Below are 23,432 nucleotides of genomic sequence, written 5' to 3'. Positions count from 1 at the left end.
GCGCTTCTTCCGTTCAAAAGTGGGGACCAAAAAAAGCCAGCATACTGCATCCGGGCGCCCTCTCACAAGCGCGCGCCGCTTCACTGCTCGTTGCGCAACGCCGCCGCGATCTGCTTTTGCGCCTTCTCGACCGGCATTTTGGTGTTCCAGAAGGCGGTCAGCACGTCCTGCATGGCGCCGTTCTGGTCGGGCGTCAGGTACACCTCGCCGATGCCGACATGGCGCGTGCGGTCCTTCATGATGGCCATGCCGGCGCGCGCGCACGGGTCCATGCCCGAGGCGTCGACGTCGCCGCGGATCGGGATCGATCCTTTGAGCTTGTTGAAGGCGACCTGGGTACTCGGCGCGACCACCACGCTGGCCAGCAGCTTCTGGTACTTGACCTGCTGCGCGTTGGCGGTCTTGGGAAAGACGAAGGCGTCGCCCTGGATCAGGTAGGGCGAGCGCGGGCCGAAGCCGGCGATGCAGCCGTACTCCTTGCCGGCGCTTTGGCGTGCGGCGGAAAATTCGCCCTTGGCCCAGTCGCCCATGACCTGCACGCCGGCCTTGCCCGCAATGACCAGGGCGGTGGCGTCGTTCCAGTTGCGGCCCGGCGCGCCGGGGTCGACATACGATTGCAGGCGCTTGAAGTTGAGCAGCACGCGGCGGAAGGCCTCGGAATTGATCGCCGCCGGATCGCGCTCGCGCAGCACCTTGAGGTACAAGTCGGTGCCGCCCATGTGGGCCAGCATCGACAGGAACAGGATGTTTTCCTGCCACGGCTGGCCGCCGTGGGCCAGGGGAATGAGGCCGGCGGCCTTGAGCTTGTCGAGCGCGGCGAACAGTTCGTCGACGCTGGCCGGCTCTTTCGCAATGCCGGCCTTCTGGAACGCGGCCTTGGAATACCAGATCCAGGCCTGCATGTGGATATTCACCGGCACCGCGTAGTAATGGCCCTTGACGCGGATGACGCTCAGGACCGGCTCGGGCAGGAACTTGTCCCAGCCTTCCTTGAGGGCGACATCGTCAACGTTATTGAGCATGCCCTGCTCGACCAGGTCGGTGAACTGCTTGGTGGTGTTGAACTGGGCCGCCATCGGCGGATTGCCGCCGACGATGCGGTTCACCGCCACCGCGCGCGCCTGGTCGGCGCCGGCAATGGCGGTGTCGGTCCAGACGCCGCCGGCGGCGCGGTAGGCGTCGGCGATGGTGCGCACGGCGGCAGCCTCGCTGCTGGACGTCCACCAGTGGATCACTTCGGGTTTGGGGTCGGCGCCGAAGGCGGCCCCGGCGCTTGCCAGCGCCAGCGTTGCAAGCAAAATACCTTGTTTCAACATCGTCTCCTGGTAGGGCGGGTCTGTCTCTGATGACGCCAATTTCAAGACCGTCGTCCCGCGCCAAGGCGGCACCCGGCGGGGGCGACGGCTGATATGCCAACGCCCTGACGCATTCAACGCCGGTGCCCGCCTTGCATTGGAAGGCTTTCCAATTTCGTCGGCTGACTATATCATTCAAAGAATTTCAGTGTCAACGCGCAAACAGACGGGAACGCGATGACGGTCGTTTTCACACCCTGTCCGCATGGAGCCGCCGTGTTCAATCCCCGCCCCACCGTCCGTTACGTCGCCATTGCCGGGCATGCGCCCTGCGTCGTGGTGGACGATTTTCTGCGCGATCCGCGCGCGCTGGTCGCCCAAGCGGTGGCCGCGCAGGCGTGCTTTGCCGTCGATCCGGCCAATTATTATCCCGGCCCGGAACTGGACCTGGGGCGCGAGACCGCCTTGCGTCTCGACGAATTCTTCATCCAGCACATCCGGCGCGCACTGGGAGCCCAACGCACCATCAGCGTGGCGGCGCGCCTGGCGCTGGCCACCCTGTCGGCGCCCGAACTGCATCCCTTGCAGCGCCTGTGCCATCGCGACTGCACCGACCTCGCGCCCGGCACCGGTGCGGCCGCCGCCGTGGTCTACCTGTTCGACGACGCCCGCATGGGCGGCACCAGTTTTTACCGCCCCACGCAAGGTTCCGGGCACACGGTACGCGTGCTGCGCGCGGCCCACGCCGGCGTCGCTTCCGAGGCGCACGCGGCGGGCTACCTGAGCGCGTCGAACGCCGATTTCGAGCAGCTGTGTACCATTCCGGCGCAATTTAACCGCGCCATTTTTTACGATGGCGAGATTTTCCACGCGGCCCAGATCGAGGACGCCGCCCTGCTCCACCCCGATCCGGCGCGCGGGCGCCTGACCATGAACGGCTTCTTCCGCTTCCGCCAACGCAGCGCCTGATCCTGCCAGCCAGCGAAAACAGTGTTGTTTTGCAGCAAATTTCGGTGGATTCGATATCAAGAAAGCAAGTCTCGGATGGCCCGGCAAGGTTGACCGATATATAATTTCGGCTGCTTTTGCCGAGTGGCGACATTTGGCGACATATTTTTACAAACTACTTACAGGATTTCACGTGAAAAACAAACTCGCTCTCGCCCTGCTGGCCGCCGCCGCCGTTCCAATGGCAGCGCACGCCGAAGGCTCTTACGTTGGCGCCGGCATCGGCCGCGCCGAGCAAAAAGTGGCCATCAACAACTTTGGCACATACAAGGATACGGACGTTGGCGTCAAAGTGTTCGGCGGTTTTAACTTCGACAAGAATTTCGGCGTTGAAGCTGGCTATACCGATTTCGGCAAAATCGAATACGGCAATACCGGCACCGGCACCAAGGGCCGCTCGTTCTACGCCGCCGGCACCGCTACCCTGCCGCTGGGCGAAAAATTCGCCCTGACCGGCAAGCTCGGCGTTGCTAAAAATCGCGCCAAGCTCCAGATGCGCGGCGGCGATGTGAAAGACCAGAAGACCGACGCCCTGATCGGCGTGGGCGCGACCTATGCAGTTACCAAAAATATCGCTGCATATGTCGAATTCGAAAACTACGGCAACATCGCCCAGCCAGCCGGCGGCGGTTCGCTCAAGGTTACCGTGCTCTCGACCGGCATGCGCTTCTCGTTCTAAGCTGCTGCGGCAGTCAAAAAAAACCGGCTGCGTGCCGGTTTTTTTACGCCCTGTTCTCAGTCAGGCCGCGCGCCGCAGCGGCGCCGCCTGGCAGTTGGCCTTGATAAATTGCTCGTGACTACTCATAGCGTCCACGCACTTGCGGATCACCGCCTGCGTCCCCTGCAGGAAGTCGGCGATCTCGTCGGGCGCACGCTGGTCCACCACCGGGTTGTAGCCACGCGCGCGCACGCCCTGCCCGTGCATCACCTGCAGCCAGCTATCCTCGGGAAACAACTCCTCATCCTCGCGCAGGATGCGGCCGTGGCTGGCGTACAGGTCGAGCTTGCGCTGCAACTCACGCGGCACTTCCATGTCGCGGCAATAGCGCCAGAAGGCCGAATCGTCGCGCGTGCCGACCTTGTAATGCAGGATCAAAAAGTCGCGGATCTGCGCGTATTCCTTGTCGCACAGGCGATTGAAGGTGTCGATATCGACCTGGTCGAAGCCGCGGTCCGGGAAAAAGCTGATCAGGCGCATCAGCGCCGTCTTGACCATATGGATGCTGGTCGACTCCAGCGGTTCCATGAAGCCGCCCGACAAGCCAATCGCCACGCAGTTCTTGTTCCAGGCGCGCTTGCGCTTGCCGGTGGTGAACTTGAGCAGGCGCGGTTCGGCCAGCGGTTGGCCGTCCAGATTGTTCATCAGGATGGCCTGGGCTTCGTCGGCGCTCATGAACTTGCTTGAGAACACATGGCCATTGCCGGTGCGGTGCTGCAAGGGAATGCGCCATTGCCAGCCGGCCGCGTGCGCGGTCGAGCGCGTGAGCGCCGCCATCGGGCCGTGCGCTTCGCAGGGCACGGCAATGGCGCGGTCGCACGGCAGCCAGCCGCTCCAATCCTCATAGCCGGTGTGCAGGGCTTGCTCGATCAGCAAGCCCGCCATGCCGGAGCAATCGATAAAGAAATCGCCGCCGATACGCTCGCCGTTTTCCATCAGCAGCGCGCAAATCGATCCATCCGCGTGCAGCTCGGTGTCGACGATGCGCCCTTCGGTGCGCCGCACGCCGCGCGCTTCGCTGTAGCTGCGCAGGTAGCGCGCATACAGGCCGGCATCGAAATGGAAGGCGTACGACAGGTCCGCCAGCGGCGAATTGGGCAGGTCCGGCCGCCCGCGGCTGAACTTGCCCAAGCGCGCGGCCATGCTGTTGATCGAGTACGGTTCCAGGCTGTCGGCCTGCCCGGCCTGATGCATTTTGAGCCAGTAGTGGAAAAAATTGGCGGTCGGCTGGTCGCGTCCGACCGAGCCGAAGCCGTGGATATAGTTGCTGCCCTGCCGGCCCCAGTTGACGAACTCGATGCCGAGCTTGAAGGTGCCCTGGGTGGCGCGGATGAAGTCGTTCTCATCGATGCCCAGGTGCAGGTTGAAATTGCGGATGCTGGGGATGGTGGCCTCCCCCACCCCGATGGTGGAAATCTGGTCCGACTCGATCAGCCGGTACTGGTGGCCCACGGGCAGCAGCTGCGACAGCGCCGCGGCGCTCATCCAGCCGGCCGTGCCGCCGCCGACGATCACGATCTGTTTGATGCGATGCTCTGTCATCCGGTTCTCCGGTCGATATGCAGTTGACATACACAGGCAAGCAAAAAAACCGGCGTGGCCTGGGGACAGGGCCACGCCGGTCCACCGTGCGCCTTGCGGCACGCGGGGCTCGCCAAACGGTTGTTTCAGTGCCTTAGTAGCTGATCCCGGCGCGCAAGCCGAACATGCGCGGCTCGATGTAGCTGGCGATCATCTGCCCGCCCAGGCCAGTGTTGCCGGACGTCTTCACGCGCTTGTCCGACACATTGCGCACATACAGTTCCGCGTGCCAGTTGCCGTTCGGCGCGTCCAGCCGCAACGAGGCGTCGCCGAGGGTGTGGGCTTTCTGGAAGCGGCCGATGTGCGCGAACTCGTCGTTGCGTACGTCGAAGTAGATCTTGTCACGCCAGTTGAGCTTGAAGTACGGGGTCAGCTTGTAGCCGCTGTCGAGCACGAAGGCTTGCGACGCGTTGAGCATGAACGTGTATTTCGGCGCATTCGGCAGGCGGTTGTTGGTCACGTCATAGAGGCGCTTGCCGTTGTCGGGACCGGCGCCGGCATATTGGGCCGGGCAACGTTCCTGCTTGAACTCGACACGCTCGTCGCACAGGTAATCGTCGCTGTAGGAGCCGTAGTCGCGGATCGAGGTGTTCAGGTTGGAAAAGGCGCCGCCCACCTTGGCGCCCTTCCACGGCTTGTAATCCCACTCGACTTCGATCCCCGAAATGCGGTTGTTGCCGACGTTGATGGTACGCCAGGTTTCGTACACGTCGCACTTGGGCTGGTCGCTGGCGCATGGCTTGCCATCGTCCGGACGGAACTTGTTGACGAAATAGGTGTTGGTCAGCTGCTGGTCCTTGTAGCGCATCATGAAGGCCACGGCCGAGACGCTCAGGCGGTTTTCCAGGAACTTGCCCTTGTAGCCCAATTCCAGGTTGGTAACCAGTTCCGGCTTGTACGGCAAGAAAGTTTCCACGCCTTTCTTGCCATCGACGCAGCTGTGGTTGCCGCAGCTGTCGACCTTGTCGCCAAAACCGCCGGCCTTGTAGCCGGTCGACAGCGCCGTATAAGCCATCTGGTTCTCGGTCACCTGTTTTTGCAGGCCGAGGCGCCAGGTGACTTTTTTCCATTCTTCCTTGTGGTCGTTCGGCGACGGCCGGCCGTAGCCGGAATACGCCTCGACGCTGCCGCCCATGCCGGGTTTCAGGTCGTTGGCCTGGGGAAAGCGGTAGCCGGGCGTGTTGGGGATGCCGCCGTTGTACTGGCCGCGGTAGAACGCGGTCTCGCCGGCCCAGCCGCCCAGGTTCAGGCCGTTCTTGTCTTCCTTGGTGTCGACGCTGTAGCGCGCGCCCGCCGTGGCGGTCCAGGTCGGGATGAATTTCCAGTCGGCCTGCGCGAACGCGGCCTTGGCGTCGACCTGGCGGTCCGGTTGCGAGTAGAAGGCGCCCGACGCGATGCCGTGCGGCTTGCGGAAGAAATCGACAACTTCGTAGTTGATCTGGTTTTTCTCGTGCATCCAGAACAGGCCGGCGACGTATTGCAGGGTGTCGAACTGCTGCTTGAGCTGCAATTCCTGCACCGAGGACTTGTATGTCGAGTCCCAGGTGGCCTGGTAGCGGTCGTCCAGCGGCCAGGTGCTCCAGTTGGCCGCGTCCGGACGGTTCGGGTAGTCGGCGGTGACCTGGAACGGCAACGCGGCGGTCAGGCCCTTGTCGGCGTCATACAGTTGGGAACGCTGCTGGTTGGCCAGCATGAAGCTGTAGTCGATGCTGGTGTTCTTGCTGACGTTCCAGCTGAGCCCGGCGCGCAGCGACTTGATCGTCATGTCGGTCTTGCCGGGCACATTGATCAGCAGGTCCCACTGGCCGCCGCTGCAGGCGTAACGGGTGCCGGCGCCCTGGTCGCAGTCGCGGAAACTGGTGTTGCCGGCGCCATTGTCCTGGAACAGCTCATAGGCGGCGTTCAGGGTCAGGTCGGGGGTGATCTTGAATTTGGCCGCCAGGCGCGCCGCGTACTGGTCCTGGTTGGTGTAGAAATCCTTGGCGCTGACCGGGTGGTTGTAGCGCTGGTCGACGTCGGGAATGCCGTCGGGAATCCACCCCTTGGACGGCACGTTCGCTTCGCGCGTGTCCGACATCTGGTTGGCCCAGCCGTTGCGGGTGACCTTGGTAAACGAGCCGCGCAGCGCCAGCTGGTCGTTGACGGTGATATTCTGGATCAGGTTGACCTGCTTCTTGCCGTAATTGCCGATGTCGACCTCGGCTTTGCCGTAATTGCCGCTAAAGTCGGGCTTGGCAGAGATGACGTTGACGCTGCCTCCGGTGGAATTGCGTCCGAACAGCGTTCCTTGCGGGCCGCGCAGCACTTCGACCTGGTCGACATCGAACATGAGCGCCTGGGCGCCCTGCGGACGCGGCGAGTACAAGCCGTCGATATGAAAGCCGACGGCCGGATCGCCGATTTCGGTGGTGTTGGACGACGTCACGCCGCGGATGGTGATCTGCACCGCCGAGTCGCCGGTGGCCTGGAAGGTGACGTTGGGAATTTCATTGGCCAGGTCCTTGGCGCTGGTGATGCCCATGCGGTTCAGGTTGTCCTGGCTGTAGGCGGTGACCGCCAGCGGGGTCTTGAGCAGCGAAGTCGAGTAGCGGGTCGCGGTAATCTTGACCTCGGGAATGAAATCCTTGTTGCTTTCGCTGGACGGCGCGGCTGCGGGAGCCTGGGCATGGGCGGACATGCCGATCAGCCCGCACGCGCTGGCAACGGCGAGGCTGACCAGGGTCCTTCTTGTCTTCGGATACAACATTGCGTCTCCTTGATTTTTTTGATTATCGTTTTTGTACGCGGCCCTGGACGGCGCCACGTCTTGACTCCACTACTCCCTGCTGCACAGACCTGGTAATACAGCCGCGATGACTGTCACGGCGCTTGCGGCTGATTGGAAACGCTCCCAATCGATGAGCAAAATATATCACTCAATGTTTTTCAATGTCAACGAGACTTTGTCGCGAGTTAAAAATGCAACAACAAGGGAGCCGCTGGCGCACGCGGCGACATCCTGCAAGGCGACTGGATGACGGGTGAAAAGCATTCCAAGTGGCAATGATCCACCAAGTGCGCGAAGGTATTTTGCGCGCGCCGCGAAGCCGATGCGGAACGTTTTGGAACGGCGCCACTCCAATGACTGTAGATCCCTTGACAACAGGTGCCCCCATGCCGCTCATCGATACCGACCTTGCGCTCATTTTCGTGCTCGCCCTCCTCCTGTGCCTGTGCCTGTACATGCGCTGGCGCTACCCGGTACCGGAATTTCCGCCCATGGCCACCCAGGCGGACGACCCGCTCATGCAGGCGGCGAAAGAACAGGCCAAAGCCGGGCTGGGCCGGTTTCGCGCGCTGCTGGGCCACCCGTACGAGAATGCGCTGGTCAAGCTGCGCTTTGTCAGCAGTTCACAGCGGGTGGAATATCTGTGGGCGGAAGTGCTGGAAGTGCTCGGCCCCGACGAACTGGGCATCCGGCTGGTCACGCCGCCGGTCACGCACAGGGGTCGGCTGGAACGGATCTACCGCTGCCGCTACGAGGAACTGGTCGACTGGCTGGTGCGCGACCGCGCCGGCGGCCTGCACGGCGGGTTTACCGAGCGCGCCATGTTCGCCGTGGCGCGCCGCGACGGCCTGCAACTGCCCGACAGCCTGCTGCGACGCGAGCAGGCTTACGTGGACAGCGAGACGGGCTAGCGACATGGCCCACAGCAAGCGGCGCGAGGCCATCGATCGATCAGCGTCCGAACGGATATTCCAGCTTGTTGCCAATGACAACAGGCCTCGCAATATCCCTGCCAGAATCAAAGGCCCTGTTCATCAGCTTCACGTCTTGCGCCGAGATGACGGGCGGCGCCGAATCCCTGTTCGTCGCGCCGCGCACCGGCGTCCTCGAACGGTTCAGGTTTTGGATGCCCATGGCGATTTGCAGCGAGTAGTCAGTCGGGATGGCACCGGCGTCGAAAGCGCGGCTACCGGGGTAATTGGCGAACCAGCGCGGCGCATCGGCTTGCGAGGGAGGAATCAACGGTGATCGGGAGGGCGTCTGTGCCGTCGCATGACAAGACATGCAGGACGACCTGGGATTGTCAACCGGTCCATTGAGCCGCCCTTGCGCGCCCAGATGCTGGGGCGTCCCGTTGGCACTGTTGATCCATTGCTGTTTTTTGGCCAAATCGTTACCCCACATCACGCCGACCAGCTCCATCCGTTCCCACGGCGTGCCCCCTGCCAGCATGCCGTTATACGACAGCGTGGCGAACACCCATCCTGTGTCCACCGCGCGCGCATCCTTGACCGCAAGATCGACTTGAATCAGCCGTACCGTCTGCGGCTGCCGGGCAAGCGCCCCGTTGGGGCAGCTTACGCCATTGAAAACATGAATATTGGCGCGCCACTCGACAGTGTTCTTGAGATAAGGCACTTCGGCATCGGGCGCCGTCGTGAATAACAGCTTCGCGATAACGGTGCCGTTCGGAAATTGCGATAAGCCGGCATTCGGCTTGCCTGCTTGTTGCCATATTTTTCCGACCTGATATCCGCCCGGGGAATTGTAAAAACCAACCGCCCAGTTCTGGAAACATCGTGTCTGGGCCGGACCCAGTTCGCCCTTGCCGGCAGTGGCCGGCCTTGGCGTTGTGCGCTCCCTGGTCAAGCCGTGAATGAACTCCCGGCCAGTATCGCCATAATGCATCCACGGCGCGTGATACCATTTGCGAACATTGTTGGCGCGCACGTCCCAGTCGACTTCCGTATTGCCCTCCAGGACGTAGTTGTAAATCGTCCGGCCAAAGCGCTCCGGCTCCACAGTCGGATCGATGTCCCGCCAAGGCAATGCTTCGTCCGCCAGCGTGGTGGGGTAGTCCTGGCTCAGCTTGAAAACGGGACCGTTCCAGCCGGCAGGCACTTTATCATTGGACGAAGGAAAACCTTGTGCCCCAACCTGTCCATGAATCAGACCGGCGAACAGCACCATCCATATACCGACCGCCCCCGAACGCCTTGTTGCACGTTCCGCGCAACAAATCATGGCCGCTGCGCGGGTGATCCTGGCAAGCGTGTGAGCATGCATATCCATTCTCCCGGTGAAATACAGTCTGCAAAGGAAGTCATGCCGGTCAACGACCCGGCCTTGTCCGATTCACTGTATCCCCACCGTCAAGCGAAAACGTTGATGCATTCTGCCCGTGTGCCCCATCGCCGCGGGTGTTCCAGGTGCGGATTGACGCACCACGCCTGTCGATTCCTTTCAGGAAGCTGCCATCGGTTTTGCCGGGCGCATGCGGGGCGATGCTATTGCTGGCGCGCAGCAGTGCGCAGATCGTCAACCGGCACGCGCCCGAAGTGCTGGTCGAGCACGTAGTCGATGATGCCGGCGGCGCACTGCGCGGGCGAGGCGAGCGCGCCGTCCCGCTGCAAGGCGGTAAACCGCTCACGCTGCGGAAACAGGCTCTCTGGCGTGGCGCGGATCTGCGCCTGCATGGCGGTATCGATGACGCCCGGCGCCAGGCTGCAAATGCGCACGCCGCCGTCCGGGACGATGGGGTAATCCAGCGCCACCGAGCGCGCATGATGATCGAGCGCGGCCTTGGTGGCCCCATACACGCTCCAGCCCGTGTAAGGATTGCGCGCGGCGCCGCTCGACACGTGTACGATGCGCCGTTCGGCCTGCGCGGCTGCGGCGACCACGGCGGCGGCCAGCATCAGCGGCGCCGCCACGTTCAGCGCGACCGCCCGCGCCACCACCAGCGGATCCTGGTCGTGCAGCGCGCCGACCGGATCGACCGTGCCGGCATTATTCATCAGCAGCACCAGCGTGCTGGCGCCGATATGCTCGCGCAAAACGGAGCTGGCCAGCCAGGCGCCCAGCGCTTGACTGTCGGCCAGGTTCACCCGGCACTCGCGCAGCAGCGGGCCGAAGCGCTCCGCCAGTGCGGGCGCCGTGCCGCGCGCCACGCCCAGCACCGCAATGTCGCGCTCCATTAGCCCGGCAGCAAGCGCCGCGCCCAAGCCCTGCGTGTGGCCGGTGACGATGGCGGTGATGGCGCTCCGGCTCATGAAGCGCCCCCCTGCGCCGCCTTGCGGCTGCGGTAATCGGCGTCGATGGTTTCGCCGCGCTTGCTCAGCCCCGGCACCCGGCGCGAGAAATTGAATTCGACTGTGAAATCGGGATAGATGTGGATCGACAGATTGCGCGCATCGGACGGGATTTCGCCCATGCTGGGGGTGTTCGACGAGCGCACGATCGGGCCGGTTTCCTGTCCGTCGGTCCCGGCCACGCGCCAGGTGACCGTTTGCTGGCCGTCGTTAAAGCGCGCGCCCACTTTGTTGCGGCGGCCACTGTACGGATACGGCCCGGGACTGCCCACGCGCACCCCGTTGACGGAAACGTCGAGCAGGGTCCGGTCGGAGTAGTTGAAAATGTAGACATCGAGCACCTTGTCGCTCTGGGCCATCGTCGAGGATGTTCCCACCAGCCAGAGCGCAGCGCCGGCCAGCAGCGTGCGGCGGGAAACGATCTTGTTCAGCATGTGATGCTCCTGCAGATGAATGAGCCGTCATTGTGAAGGAAAATCCTTGCCACGACGAGTATTGTTGCACTCAGGCTTTTTTAGCCAGCCCTACGGGCGCGCAAGCCTGTCGCGCCCTCGTTCCGGACGACGAGCGGGACCGGCTGCATGCGGGCCGGATGACATTGCCATCACGCCGGACCATGCCGGACAGCCGAGCGGTGCGCCCGCTCAGTCCGCCACCGGCTTGGCCACGCGCAGCGAGCGGCATTGCGGATCGTCCTTGGCGCTGCCGGCGCACAGCCTGACCCGGCATTGTTCCGCCTGGGCGGCGTTGAGCTGCTTGCATTGCTTCAATGAGGTCGGGGCGGGGCCAGGATTGCTGGCCTTGGCGGCGCCGCCCTCCTTGGAGTGGGCCACCAGCGCGGCCAGCAGGCTGGCATCGTCGCCGGGAGCGGGCTTGGCCGGGATTGCCTTGGCGGGAACCGCCTTGGCCAGCAGCACCGGCTTTTTGACGCCGTCTTTGGCGGCCACGGGTTTTTGTTCGCGTGCCGCCGGCTTGACTTGCGCCTTCGACGCATCCTTCGCTTGCCCCGCCGGCGCATCGGCGGGACTGCTGGCGAGCAGTTGGTTCAGTTCTTCGGCGGCGGTCCTGGGCCTGGCGGGCGCGTCGAGCATCTCCTTGAGCGAGCCCCGCTTGACGGTCGGTGGCGCCGCCCCATGCTCGAGGATGGCGGCGGCCGACACATCGGATTCGGGCTCGCCCGGCTTCAATTCCACTGCCGCGCCAGGCCGGGCCGCGCCAGGCCGGGCCGCGCCAGGCCGGGCCGCGCCAGGCGTACTCGCGTCCGTGCTCGCCGCCGCCACGGTCACCTCGTCCGGCTTGCCGGACTGCAGCGCCACCCAGACGGCGGCGCCCGCGCACACAGCCAGCACTGCGGCGCCGCCGGCCAGCCAGCCCTTCTTGCTGCGCTTGGCCTGGTCGGCCCGCAGGGCGGCGCTGTCCGCCGCTTGCGCGGCCTCGCGGGCTTGCGCACTCGCGCGCGCCGCTGCTTCTTGTTGCTCGGTAGAAAGTAAACTGGGCCGACTATAGGCTGGCGGCTGATCTTCACGATGTTGCAAAAGGTGCTCCTTGTTGATCTCTACATAACTTTACGCTATTCAAAAAAAACGTGAAGCTTTTTTTACCATGTCAACAGTGCGTTTCTTCACACAAAAGAGTGTTAAATCCTATGTCGGATTGCTAGAACAGTAAGATATACTTCCAAGCAATCCTTTGTGTCAGTATCGCACTTTTTGTTTTGAATGTCCCGATGAGGTCCCCGTGCTGTTCCTTGCAGTAGCCTTGTATTTCCTGCTGGCGTGCCTGATCAGCTTCCTGGTGCTGTTTCCGGCCGGACGCGCGTTCGCGCTGCGCATGCTCGCGCATGCCGGCGCACGCCTGCGCGGCTGGTTCGGCAAGGCGGAGCACGTCAGGGGACAGAGTGTTGCGGCAATACGACAGAGCGGCACGGCATCTGCTCACGAAGCGGGCAATTTTCTGCGCCGTCATTATTTGCTGGTGATCGGCGGCGTGGTGCTCGTTTCGCTGCCGCCGCTGGTGGCGCTGTTCAGTGGCGGCTCGTCGCTGGGCGGCTACGAAGAATCGACCCGCCAGATGGATACCCAGGTGGCCGACCTGCTCGAAGGCGAAAACCTGGTGCCGCCGCCACCGCTGCCGCCGATGCTGTTTGCTACCGTGGAAGTCGAACAGGAACGTCCGATGATCGTCTCGGCCAGCCGCGACTGGGGCTTGATGAATTCGGCTTACACCCAACGCCTGCTCCAAGCGTTTAAAATAATGAAAGAACGGCATGGTTACGACATGGCGATCCTGGAAGGCTATCGCAGTCCGGAGCGCCAGAACAAGCTGGCCGCGATGGGCTCGTCCGTCACCAACGCCGCCGCCTTCCAGAGCTGGCACCAGTACGGCCTGGCGGCCGACTGTGCGTTCGTGCGTAACGGTAAAATTGTAATTTCGGAAAAAGATCCTTGGGCCATGCGTGGCTACCAGCTGTACGGCGAAGTGGCCGAATCGCTCGGGCTGACCTGGGGCGGACGCTGGAAAATGATGGACTTCGGCCATACCGAGCTGCGCATGCCGGGTGTCATGAAGCGCCGTTGACGCTCGCCTTGCCTCGGGCGCCTGTCCGGCATGCCCCTGTACTATGGGGGGCCTCGAAAAACCGTAGCGAACGGTGCAAGTTTCGTCCGAGAAGCGCAGCCGTACGAAGGTACGGTGAGCATCGCAGGACGAAAATTGCGCCGCGCAGTAGGTTTTTCGAGGTCCCCCGTGTCTTGAGCAATGAAATTCTCGCCATCGCGGCGCCGCCCTGGTCCGGCCCGCGACGGTCCTGATGTACATGTTTTTATAAACTGAGTTTCTGATAATGATGCAATCAATCTGGCAGTTCCTGACGAGCCGTCGCACCCTGATCGTCGTGGGGTGGGTGGCGTTTGCCGCCATCTTGCTGATCGGGGCGGCGGCACTGGACATTCCCATCGAATACGCGTTCGCCGTGCTCGGCGTGGCGCTGTTCTTCGCCTTGCTGATCTGGCTGTGGCGCCGCCACAAGCGCCAGCAAGCCGCCGGCAACCTGGGCGAGATGCTCGAACAGCAAGTGACCCAATCGCCGGTGCGCGCCGATCCGGCCCAGCGCCAGGAACACGAGACCATCAAGAAACGCATGCTCGATGCGATCGCCACCATCAAGGGCTCCAAGCTGGGCCAGTTGTCCGGTGACGCGGCCCTGTACGAATTGCCTTGGTACATGATCATCGGCAATCCGGCGGCCGGCAAGAGCACCGCGATCGCCAGCTCCGGCCTGCAATTTCCGTTTGCCGACAGCCAGATCGTCCAGGGCGTGGGCGGCACCCGCAATTGCGACTGGTTCTTCACCACCGACGGCATCCTGCTCGACACCGCCGGACGCTACTCGGTGGTCGACGAAGACCGCACCGAATGGTTCGGCTTCCTGTCGCTGCTGAAAAAATACCGTAAAAAAGCCCCGATCAACGGCATCATCATCGCCGTCAGCGTGGCCGAACTGACCGGCAACCGTCCCGAGTTCGCCATCAACCTGGCCAAGAACCTGCGCATGCGCGTGCAGGAACTGACCGAACGCCTCGAAGTGCATGCGCCGGTGTACGTGGTATTTACCAAGGCCGACCTGATCGCCGGCTTTAACGAATTCTTCCAGGATACCGAACGCGCCGAACGCGACCGTGTCTGGGGCGCCACCCTGCCCTACAGCCACACCACCGGCAGCGAAAAAGCACTGTCCCAGTTCGACGCCCGCTTCGACGAGCTGTACGACGGCCTGAAAGACTTGAGCGCGGCCAACATGGCACTGCAATGGCGCGAACGCATGCCGCCGGGCGTGTTCACCTTCCCGCTCGAGTTTTCCACCATCAAGCAGCCGCTGCGCACCTTCATCGCCACCCTGTTCGAGGAAAACCCGTTCCAGTTCAAGCCGGTGTTCCGCGGCTTTTACTTCACCAGCGCGCTGCAGGAAGGCGAATCGATTTCGGCCTCCTCGCAGCACGTGGCGCAGTTGTTCGACATTAAACTGCAACCGCAGCACCACGCCGAAACCCAGACCCAGAGCGGCTTCTTCCTGCTCAACCTGTTCCGTAACGTGATTTTCGCCGACCGCGACCTGGTGGCCCAGTATGCCAGCCCGAACAAGACGCGCATGCGCTACGCCGCCTTCTTCCTGGCCACCGCCATGGTCGGCGTGACCCTGGGCGGCTGGAGCTGGTCGTACATGAGCAACCGCAAGCTGGTCGAAAACGTCCAGGCCGACCTGGACCAGGTGGTCAAGATCCAGTCCAACAAGATCGACCTGCAATCGCGCTTCGAAGCGCTGCAGATCCTGCAGGACCGTATAGAACAGCTGGAACGCTACCGTGAAGACCGTCCCCTGTCGCTGAGCCTCGGCCTGTACCAGGGCGAAATGCTCGACCGCAAGCTGCGTGAGGAATACTTCAACGGCGTGCGCGAAATCATGCTCAAGCCGGTGGCCGGCTCGCTCGAAACCTTCCTCGCCGAAGTCAACGCCAATGCCGGCCAGTTGCAGGGCAATGTGCGTCCGGTCGCGCCGGACGCGCCCGGCGGTGGCGTGCGCGCCGCCGTGGCCGGGGCGCTCGGCGCCGCCGCACCTGCCGCACCTGCCGCGACGGCTGCCACGGCTGCCACTGCCGCGCCGGCCAGCACCCAGTTCCAGGATGCCTCGCCGACCAAGACCGAAGACGGCTACAACGCCCTCAAGACTTACCTGATGCTGGCCGATAAATCGCGCTTCGAAGGCGGCCACCTGAACGACCAGCTGACCCGCTTCTGGCGCGGCTGGCTCGACGCCAACCGCGGCGCCATGCCGCGCGAGCAAATGATCCGCAGCGCCGAGCGCACCATCTCGTTCTACCTGGCCCAGGTACAGGACGTGTCGTGGCCGCAGATCGAAAACAAGCTGGCCCTGGTCGACCAGACCCGCGACACCCTGCGCCTGGTGGTGCGCGGCATGCCGGCGCGCGAACGCGTGTACGCCGACGTCAAGGCGCGCGCCGCCACCCGTTACCCGTCGGCCACGGTGAGCCGTATCGTCGGCGAGCAAGACAAGGATCTGGTGCTGGGCAGCTACTCGGTGCCGGGCAGCTTCACGCGCGAAGCCTGGGAAGGCTATGTGCAGGCCGCCTTCAAGGATGCCGCCAACAAGGAACTGCAAAGCGCCGACTGGGTGCTGCGCACCGCCTCGACCAACGACTTGACCCTCGAGGGCAGCCCGGAGCAGATCCAGAAGGCCCTCATCGAGATGTACAAGAACGACTACGCCAAGGAATGGCAGAAGTTCGTGCAGGGCGTGACCATCCGCGACTTGCATGGCTTCGAAGCGGCGGTCACGGCCATGAACCGCCTGGGCGACCCGCAAACCTCGCCGATCCACAAGCTGATCAGCACGGTGGCCGAACAAACCTCGTGGGATAACCCGACCCTGGCCGACGCCGGCATCGCCAGCGCCAAGCGCGACTTCATGACCTGGCTCAAGGAAGTGGTGCTGCGCCGCAAACCGTCGCAGATCCAGGTGAACGTGCCGCAAAACCAGAACGCGGTCAATCCGGCCAACCTGCCGCTCGGCCCGATCGGACGCGAGTTCTCGGGCGTGGCGCGGCTGGTCGTCACCCGCGAAAAAGACGCTTCGCTCATGCGCGGCTACATGGAACACCTGTCGAAACTGCGCAGCCGCTTTAACACCATCAAGAACCAGGGCGACCCGGGTCCGGGCGCCAAGCAGCTGATGCAGCAAACGCTCGAAGGCAGCGGCTCGGAACTGGCCGATGCGCTCAAGTATGTCGATGAACAGATGCTCACCGGTATGACCGACATCCAGAAGCAGGCGATCCGCCCGATCCTGGTGCGTCCGCTGATGCAAACCTTCGCCGTGATCGTGCGTCCGACCGAAGCCGAAATCGACAAGGTCTGGGCGGCCCAGGTATTGCAGCCGTTCCGCCAGAACCTGGCCGGCAAATATCCGTTCTCGTCCGACTCGCGCTCGGAAGCGACCAATGAAGAAATCGGCCTGGTGTTCGGTCCGTCCGGCGGCATCGCCAAGTTCTTCGACACCACCATCGGCCCGCTGGTGGTGCGCCGTGGCGACGTGGTCGCGGCCCGCACCTGGGCCAATATGGGAGTCGGCTTGTCGCCGTCGGCGGTGAGCAGCTTCCCCGGCTGGATCGCACCGCTGTCGGCCGGCGGCGTGGCCAACGCGACCGCCGCCGCCAGCGCCAGCACCGAAGCGCAGACCCAGTTCGAGCTGCAGGCGCTGAGCGCGAGCGGCGCGACCGAGTTCACCATCGAAATCGATGGCCAGTCGCTGCGCTGGAAAGGCCAGGCGCAGCCGTACGTACGGATGGTCTGGCCGAACCCGCAGGGTACGCCCGGCTCGCGCATTACCGCCATCACGCCGCAGGGCCAGACGGTGGTGCTGCTCAATGAACCGGGCCGCAACGGCCTGCAAAAAATGGTCGAATCGGCCCAGCGCAAGCGCAAGGATGACGGCGCGTTCGAGTTGAGCTGGGACAGCGGTGGCGTGAAGGTCACCTCCAACCTGAAGATCATGCCGGCCGGCTCCGCGCCGCGCGCGGCGCCGGCAGCGGCGCCGGCAACGGGCAGGGGCTTCAAAGGCCTGCGCCTGCCGGACACGATCATCAGTTCGACCCTGCCGGCTGGCGCGCCGGCGAGCGCGCCCGCGCCGGCCGCGCCGGGCGCCGTGGCGGGAGCGCGTCCATGACCCGCGCCGCCACCCCGACCCCGGTCGGCTACTTCGGCAAGATTCCCAGCCGCGGCGACTTCGTCAAGGGCAGCGACAGCCCGGCCCTGATCAAGGTGCTGGACGACTGGCTGGCCCAGGCCATGGACCTGATGAGCGCCGACGCGCGCTGGAAACTGAGCTACGACGCGCTGGCGCCGCTGCACTTCGCCTTCATCGGCCCGCGCCGCAGGAATGCGATCGCCGGCCATATCGTGGCCAGCAGCGACCAGTCCAACCGGCGCTTCCCGTTCCTGATGATGAGCGCGATGGAAGTGCCGGACCCGGCCACCTTCGTGCCGGATGCGCCGCTGGTGCTCAGCCGCCTGTGGAACCGGCTCGAATCGCTCAGCGCCGGCGTGATCGGCGCGGCCGATGCCGCCGCCCCGCTGCAGGCCGCCGCCACCCACATGATCGACGTCGACCTGCGCACCTCGGCCTACGAAGCGGCGTTCGAAGACTTCCTCGACATGCAGACCGTCGGCGCGCTCGACGCTTTGCTGCACCAGGCCGGCTACGAATGCTCGGCGCGCCAGGTGTTGCTGGCGCTCGGCATGCTGATGCAGCCGGTCATGGCCAGCAGTTCGAGCCGGCTCGAAAAAAGCCTGGTGCTGCCGCTGCCGGTCGACCCGATCCACCGCAACCTGGTGGCGGCCTTCTGGATGCACCTGATTACCCCGTTCCTGGCGCGCGCCGACTTCGAGCTGGCCCTGTTCGTGGCCCGCATCAACGCCAGGCCGGCGCTGGTGATCGGCTTTTCCGGCGCCTCGCCGCAGACGCTGCAAGCGATCATGGACCCGACCGCCGGCCTGGAACGCCACATCACGTTCGACCAGCTCGAGTGGGTCGAAGAGCAGGCCGACTCCGACTACGCCGTCCAGAAACTGTCCACCTATCTGGCGCAAGCCAATTTGTCACTCAAATCCGCGCTGGAATCCTTGCGCGCGGCGTTTATCGGATCTTAGAACATGCGCCACCTCCTCGCCCTAGTCATCCTGCTTGCCGGCGCAGTCAATGCCGGCGCCCAAACCGCCGTCCCCCAGCCGGGCCAGGTGCTCGTCTCGGGCACCGTGCCCGATGAAGAGACCAAGCTGGCCGTGCTGGCGCGCCTGCGCGACGTGTACGGCGCCGCGCTCGTGGTCGACCAGATCAGCATCGGCAAGGTCGCCACCCCGGCCAACTGGAACGGCTATGTGCAAAAACTGATCACGCCCGACCTCAAGTCGATCTCGCGCGGGCAGCTCAAGATCGACGGCAGCACCGTCAGCATCAAGGGCGAAGTGGCGAGCGAAGCGACGCGCCAGAAAATCGCCGGCAACGTCGCGGCCAGCCTGAACCCGACCTACACGGTCAACAACACCCTGCGCGTGTCGGCCGCCGACCAGAGCGTGCTCGATACCACCCTGGCCAACCGCATCGTCGAATTCGAGAGCGGCAAGGCCGAGCTGACCCAGACCGGGCGCGCGATCCTCGACGAGATGGCCGCCGCCATGAAAAAACTCAACGACCGCAAGGTCGACGTCATCGGCCACACCGACAGCCAGGGCAACAAGCTCACCAACCAGAACCTGAGCCAGGCGCGCGCCGAAGCGGTCAAGGCCTACCTGATCAACTCCGGCATCAAGGGCGAGCTGCTCAGCGCCTCCGGCCAGGGCGCCGACCGCCCGGTCGCCAGCAACGACAGTGCCGACGGCCGCGCGCGCAACCGCCGCATCGAATTCCGGATGGCGCAATAAGCGCCTCCACACCACGAGGAAAACATGTTTGTAGCAGAACAGCTTTTAAACCCGATCAGCGAGGACCAGCCGGCCGGCGAAGACCTGGCTTTTTCGCCTGACCTGGACGCCATCAACCTGGCGCGCAAGGCCGACGACCCTTCGCTCGACCAGGGTGAATGGGTCACCGACATCAAGGAAGCGGATTGGGAGTTCGTCGTCACGCGCTGCGCCGCCCTGCTGGAAAAGCGCAGCAAGGACTTGCGCCTGGCGGTCTGGCTGGCCGAAGCGGCCGCCAAAAAACACCAGTTGCGCGGCCTGGGCGAGAGTTTTCGCGTCATCGCCGGCCTGATCGACCAGTACTGGGAACGCGGCCTGTACCCGGAAGCCGAAGACGGCGACCAGGACCAGCGCGTCGGCAACCTGTCGTGGATCCTGGGCCGCACCCCCGCCCTGGTGCGCGAAACGCGCATCACCGAAGGCACGCGCGGTTACACCATCATCGACTTCGAAGTGGCGCGCAAGCTGGCCAACGCCCCCGCCCCCAGCGGCAGCCACAGCAACGGCCACACCAATCCCAGCAGCGGACCGCCGCCGCTCAAGCTGCCCGACCTGGAAAAGGCGCGCAGCGCCACCTCCGCCAGATTCCGCGAAACCTTCACCGCCGACGCCCAGTACTGCCTCGATGGGCTCAAGCTGTTCGAACAGGCGGCCGACACAAGGCTCGGGCACGACAGCCCGGGGTTTTCCAACGCGCGCGAAGCGCTGCAGAACATGGTCACCCTGATGCCGGCCGCCGTCGTCGCGGCGCCGGATGCGCCGGCCGAGAGCGGCGACATGTATCACCTCGAACCGGTCAACGAGCAAGGCCCGCCAGGTGCGGCGGCGCCGTCCGGGCCGCCGGGCGTGATCCGCACCCGCGAGCAGGCCGTGACCCAGCTGCGCAATGTGGCCGAATTTTTCCGCCGCACCGAGCCGCACAGCCCGGCCTCGTACTTCGCCGACAAGGCGGCCGACGCCGCCACCACCGACCTGCACGTCTGGCTGCGCTCGGTGGTCAAGGATGCGGGCGCCATGGCCCACATCGAAGAGTTGCTGGGCGTGAAACCGCCGAAGGACAATTGAGAACCGGCCGCACGTTCAGGGCCACGCTGTGCGCCTTGACGCTGCTGGCCGCGTCGGGCGCGGCGCTGGCCCAGTCGTGCCAGCGCAATGAGGACTACGGGGATCACCTCTACCCTTGGGAATTCTGCGACGACGATTTCAGCCGCCGTCACCTTGCGCAATTCAAGGATTTCCCAGCCGAGCCGACAGCGCACTTCACCCCTGTGCTGCCGGCACGCCTCGCGGGCGCGGACGTCGCGGTCAACGCGGCGTGGATGGAGGCGATCCGGCGCGATCATCAATCGCAACAAGGCCTGTTCGCAGGTCATTATCTGTTTGTCCACCGTGGCGGCTGCGGCGCGGGATGCCATCAGTCCCTCATCGTCGACCTGCGCAATGGCCGCATCCACGAGCCGAAACAAATCAGTCTGGTGCAGGCGAACGTCAACACGCTCACGCCGACCCTGTGTAAAAAGCTCGACATCGACTGCATGCAAGACACCTTCAGCTTCCGCAAAAACAGCAAGCTGCTGGTGGTGGTCGGGGCCGTGGACGGGAACGAGAGCAAGCGCGGAATCTACCATTTCCGCTGGGATGACGACAAGCTGGCCTTGATCTCGACGCTCGAAAAGTCGCCTTACGACAAACCGACAAAGCGCGCACGCTAGCGTACGGGCCCGCCGGGCCGCGACCGCCTTCTCCCACCCTCAGATCCGCATGCCAAACTCTCCCACGGTCACCTATGCCGGCCAAGAACTGTTCCTGGTCGACGGCACGCTCGCATCGCTCCACCACGCGGCATCGAAAACACGCCTGCTCGACACGCTCGCCCGTCGCATGCGCGTGCCGCGCCCGCGGTCCGGCGACAGTGGGGAAGCAGCCGCCATGCACCAGGCGCTGACGCAAGAAACCATCATGGTTGACGTGTCTGAATATGAGACGCCCGTGTTCATCGCGCAGCTGGACGGCTCGCTGTCATTTGGCATGTTCGACAACGCCTGCGCGCTGGTCGAGGGCGACCGGGTGCGCGCCGTGGTCGCGCGCAGCGGCGCACATCTCCACGTGCATAGCGTGCTGCGCGATGCCGACCAGATGATGCTGCTGCCGACCGGCGCCGACTCCGGCCCGCTGGCGCGGGTGCGCAGCAACAAGCGCTCGCTGTGGCGGCATATACGGGGCATCTGGATCGCCTCCGCGCTCATCATGGCGGTGCTGATGTACGCAAATGGCGGTTTCCGGTTCGGATGGGAGGGGTTCTTTTTCACACTGGCGATGATGGTGCTCTCGGCCGGGTTGATCCGGCTGGGCGAAGGCTCGCCCTACCAGATCATGCCGGGCGGAGACGAGGCGCAAGCCATCTTCACGGTGTACGACTTCCCGCTCCCGGAATACTTCGACGCCAGCGAGGGCATGACGTGGTTCAGCGGACCGGAGGGGGCTTTTTGCGCGCCCAGGGCCGACCTCGCCCTCGCAAGACACAAGAAGAAATTCGATCGTTGAACGCAACCGGGCCAACACCATGACCATCATTCATCTCCGGCGGCGCGCCCTCGCCACCGCCCTGCTGCTCGGCGCAGCCAGCATCTGCGCCGCCGGCGGCGTCAGCGCCGGCGTGTATTCCAACTTCGGCAACGACCTGCTGGTACCTATCTTCCCCGGCAAAAACTGGCTGCCGATGTACGCCAACAAGGACGACACCAAGCCGTTCCGGGAACTGTTCGATGCGCGGGTGCTCGATGTCGGCTCCGGCAACTGGGAAGCCTGCATCGGCATGGCCGCCCCGGCCGGACGCGTGCGCTGCCGTGTTGAAGCCGCCGATGTCTGGGTCGATCGCTGGGGCTTCATCGGCCCGCGCGAAGTCCTGCCGGTCGAACCATGGCCGTTTCGCTACTGGCTGTACCTCGCCAGCGAAGGATCGGACAGCGAAGAAACCACGGACCTCTACAAAGCGGTGCCGCGCTCGCCCTACCTGGTCAAGCCGCAGCAGTTCGCCAGCGTGTTTTTCATCGTCAGATTCGACAAGCGCGGCTTTGCCATCAGCCCCAAGACCGGCAAGCGCAGCGGCGACCGGGTGTTCCTGGCCGGCAGCGGCGTGTACCTGGTGCCTGACGATCCGGCCAGGCGCCTGCTCCAGCCCTGGCTGTTTCTGAGCTACTATCACAGCATTCCCAAGGCGCTGTGCCCCGGCGCCGCCGCCGAGAGCTGCGCCAGCGCGGTCAACCTGCAACCGCAATGGCGCGGCATCCAGGCGCTCCACGGCGAACCGGCCAGGCCCGATGCGGGACCGATGTTCGGGCCCGGCCAGACTGCCTTCGCGCGCCATGGCGAGGCGGCGCGGCCCTTCCATTACAGCGTGCCGGCCGGGGTCGCCATGACCGCCGACGAACTTGCGCCCGACAACGCCGGACGCGCCGCGCACCGGGCCACGCCGTTCTGCCTGATCGATTGCCCGCCCGGCGCCAATGTGGCCATCCGGGATCCGGCGCCACGTTGACTACGCCACAGAACATGCTGACGACACTGCGCGCTTCCCTCTTGCTGGCCCTCGCACTGGCCAGCCAACTCTGGTCACGAAGGCTGGAGCGTTGACGTCCCTGGACGGAGGGGATCCGAATATCTTGATATCTTGTTGTACGAACTCACAGACCAAAGCAGACCATGAGCTATGTCATTCACGTGTGGGAATCACCCCGCCCAGCCTCGTTTGAGGAAGCGGCCCACATCGCCTTCGATCTGGCGGAAGAGGTGGTGGGGCAAAATCCCCGTTTCCTGATCCTGGCCGCACGGCTCACTGCGCGCTTCCCCTGCATCACGCGCGCGCCAGGCGGGGTCTGGAGCGATGGCCCGCTCGACGGCAAGACCGGGGAACGGGTCTATGTGCTGGGCATCAGCCACAGTCATGCGGAAGTGTTCGCCCATATCGTCGAATGCGCCGCCAGGCTCGGGCTGACGGTATTCGACATGCAGGCGGCGCGTGCCTACCTCCCGTCGGGCCGGATGCTGGCCCAGCTTCCTGCCGCGCCGGTTGCCGCGTTGCCCGAGCCGCCAGCCGCCCCCTGTGTCAGACTACTTGTCGGGTGTGTTTTTGAACAAAGTATGTCGTGATCTTGAGCGTTGTAGTGGGGTTTTTAGGGTTCGTTCTTGTGCTGTACTTTTGACATCGTTTCCGGGAGCGG

The 23,432-nt window shown here is 64.3% G+C and carries 19 protein-coding genes; 12 read left to right on the top strand and 7 right to left on the bottom strand.

Translation table 11 applies throughout. The annotated features are described in order from the left end of the window. Positions 1 to 80: 80 nt before the first annotated feature. The gene (locus tag F1735_RS19145; RefSeq protein WP_167238426.1) at positions 81 to 1,316 is read right to left on the bottom strand and encodes an ABC transporter substrate-binding protein; all 1,236 of its coding nucleotides are present in this window, start codon (positions 1,314 to 1,316) and stop codon (positions 81 to 83) included. 255 nt (positions 1,317 to 1,571) lie between these two features. On the opposite strand from F1735_RS19145, the gene F1735_RS19140 reads away from it, so the two are divergent. Both F1735_RS19140 and F1735_RS19135 read left to right on the top strand, forming a co-directional pair. Further along, a complete protein-coding gene (locus F1735_RS19140; protein WP_167238425.1) occupies positions 1,572 to 2,264 on the top strand; it encodes a DUF6445 family protein in 693 nt (230 codons plus the stop codon). Between the two features lie 172 nt (positions 2,265 to 2,436). Then, entirely contained in the window at positions 2,437 to 2,982 is a 546-nt protein-coding gene (locus F1735_RS19135) for an outer membrane beta-barrel protein (RefSeq protein WP_167238424.1), read from the top strand. Positions 2,983 to 3,042: 60 nt separating this feature from the next. Here the strand turns inward: F1735_RS19135 and F1735_RS19130 are convergent, their stop codons facing one another. Continuing rightward, positions 3,043 to 4,563 (bottom strand): tryptophan halogenase family protein, encoded by a 1,521-nt coding sequence (locus F1735_RS19130; protein WP_167238423.1) that lies wholly within the window; start codon positions 4,561 to 4,563, stop codon positions 3,043 to 3,045. A gap of 133 nt (positions 4,564 to 4,696) precedes the next feature. After that, positions 4,697 to 7,348 (bottom strand): TonB-dependent receptor, encoded by a 2,652-nt coding sequence (locus tag F1735_RS19125; protein WP_167238422.1) that lies wholly within the window; start codon positions 7,346 to 7,348, stop codon positions 4,697 to 4,699. 407 nt (positions 7,349 to 7,755) lie between these two features. On the opposite strand from F1735_RS19125, the gene F1735_RS19120 reads away from it, so the two are divergent. Further along, positions 7,756 to 8,280 (top strand): DUF2314 domain-containing protein, encoded by a 525-nt coding sequence (locus F1735_RS19120; RefSeq protein ID WP_167238421.1) that lies wholly within the window; start codon positions 7,756 to 7,758, stop codon positions 8,278 to 8,280. Positions 8,281 to 8,320: 40 nt separating this feature from the next. Here the strand turns inward: F1735_RS19120 and F1735_RS19115 are convergent, their stop codons facing one another. From F1735_RS19115 to F1735_RS19100, 4 genes are all read right to left on the bottom strand, one after another. Continuing rightward, complete coding sequence (locus F1735_RS19115; protein WP_167238420.1) at positions 8,321 to 9,559, bottom strand: hypothetical protein; 1,239 nt, start codon at positions 9,557 to 9,559, stop codon at positions 8,321 to 8,323. A 317-nt stretch (positions 9,560 to 9,876) separates the two neighbouring features. Then, positions 9,877 to 10,641, bottom strand: coding sequence for an SDR family oxidoreductase (locus F1735_RS19110; RefSeq protein ID WP_167238419.1), 765 nt, complete (start codon positions 10,639 to 10,641; stop codon positions 9,877 to 9,879). Further along, positions 10,638 to 11,114, bottom strand: a complete 477-nt coding sequence (locus tag F1735_RS19105) for a hypothetical protein (protein ID WP_167238418.1) — start codon at positions 11,112 to 11,114, stop codon at positions 10,638 to 10,640. The genes F1735_RS19110 and F1735_RS19105 overlap by 4 nt, the downstream gene beginning before the upstream one ends. Positions 11,115 to 11,324: 210 nt before the next feature. After that, positions 11,325 to 12,215: a hypothetical protein gene (locus tag F1735_RS19100; protein WP_167238417.1), complete on the bottom strand. Its 891-nt coding sequence runs from the start codon at positions 12,213 to 12,215 to the stop codon at positions 11,325 to 11,327. Positions 12,216 to 12,417: 202 nt separating this feature from the next. Between F1735_RS19100 and F1735_RS19095 the strand changes: the two genes are divergently transcribed. From F1735_RS19095 to F1735_RS19055, 9 genes are all read left to right on the top strand, one after another. Beyond that, positions 12,418 to 13,257 carry a M15 family metallopeptidase gene (locus tag F1735_RS19095; RefSeq protein ID WP_373888550.1) on the top strand — a complete coding sequence of 280 codons (840 nt, stop codon included), beginning with the start codon at positions 12,418 to 12,420 and terminating at the stop codon, positions 13,255 to 13,257. Positions 13,258 to 13,525: 268 nt separating this feature from the next. After that, positions 13,526 to 17,419 carry a type VI secretion system membrane subunit TssM gene (gene tssM / locus F1735_RS19090; protein WP_167238440.1) on the top strand — a complete coding sequence of 1,298 codons (3,894 nt, stop codon included), beginning with the start codon at positions 13,526 to 13,528 and terminating at the stop codon, positions 17,417 to 17,419. Then, a complete protein-coding gene (tagF, locus tag F1735_RS19085) occupies positions 17,416 to 18,402 on the top strand; it encodes a type VI secretion system-associated protein TagF (protein ID WP_167238416.1) in 987 nt (328 codons plus the stop codon). The genes tssM and tagF overlap by 4 nt, the downstream gene beginning before the upstream one ends. Before the next feature lie 3 nt (positions 18,403 to 18,405). Beyond that, a complete protein-coding gene (locus tag F1735_RS19080) occupies positions 18,406 to 19,173 on the top strand; it encodes an OmpA family protein (protein ID WP_167238415.1) in 768 nt (255 codons plus the stop codon). Positions 19,174 to 19,197: 24 nt separating this feature from the next. Beyond that, positions 19,198 to 20,277, top strand: a complete 1,080-nt coding sequence (gene tssA, locus F1735_RS19075) for a type VI secretion system protein TssA (RefSeq protein WP_167238414.1) — start codon at positions 19,198 to 19,200, stop codon at positions 20,275 to 20,277. 35 nt (positions 20,278 to 20,312) lie between these two features. Further along, positions 20,313 to 20,924: a hypothetical protein gene (locus F1735_RS19070; protein ID WP_167238413.1), complete on the top strand. Its 612-nt coding sequence runs from the start codon at positions 20,313 to 20,315 to the stop codon at positions 20,922 to 20,924. 49 nt (positions 20,925 to 20,973) lie between these two features. After that, complete coding sequence (locus tag F1735_RS19065; RefSeq protein ID WP_167238412.1) at positions 20,974 to 21,756, top strand: hypothetical protein; 783 nt, start codon at positions 20,974 to 20,976, stop codon at positions 21,754 to 21,756. A 19-nt stretch (positions 21,757 to 21,775) separates the two neighbouring features. Then, entirely contained in the window at positions 21,776 to 22,750 is a 975-nt protein-coding gene (locus F1735_RS19060) for a hypothetical protein (protein ID WP_167238411.1), read from the top strand. 164 nt (positions 22,751 to 22,914) lie between these two features. Continuing rightward, positions 22,915 to 23,361 carry a hypothetical protein gene (locus F1735_RS19055; protein WP_167238410.1) on the top strand — a complete coding sequence of 149 codons (447 nt, stop codon included), beginning with the start codon at positions 22,915 to 22,917 and terminating at the stop codon, positions 23,359 to 23,361. Positions 23,362 to 23,432: the final 71 nt, after the last annotated feature.

Source organism: Massilia genomosp. 1 (genome assembly GCF_011682185.1).
Taxonomy (GTDB): domain Bacteria; phylum Pseudomonadota; class Gammaproteobacteria; order Burkholderiales; family Burkholderiaceae_D; genus Telluria_A; species Telluria_A rubra.
The sequence above is the reverse complement of the archived record's forward strand: the minus strand, read 5'-3'. Positions and strand labels throughout refer to the sequence as shown.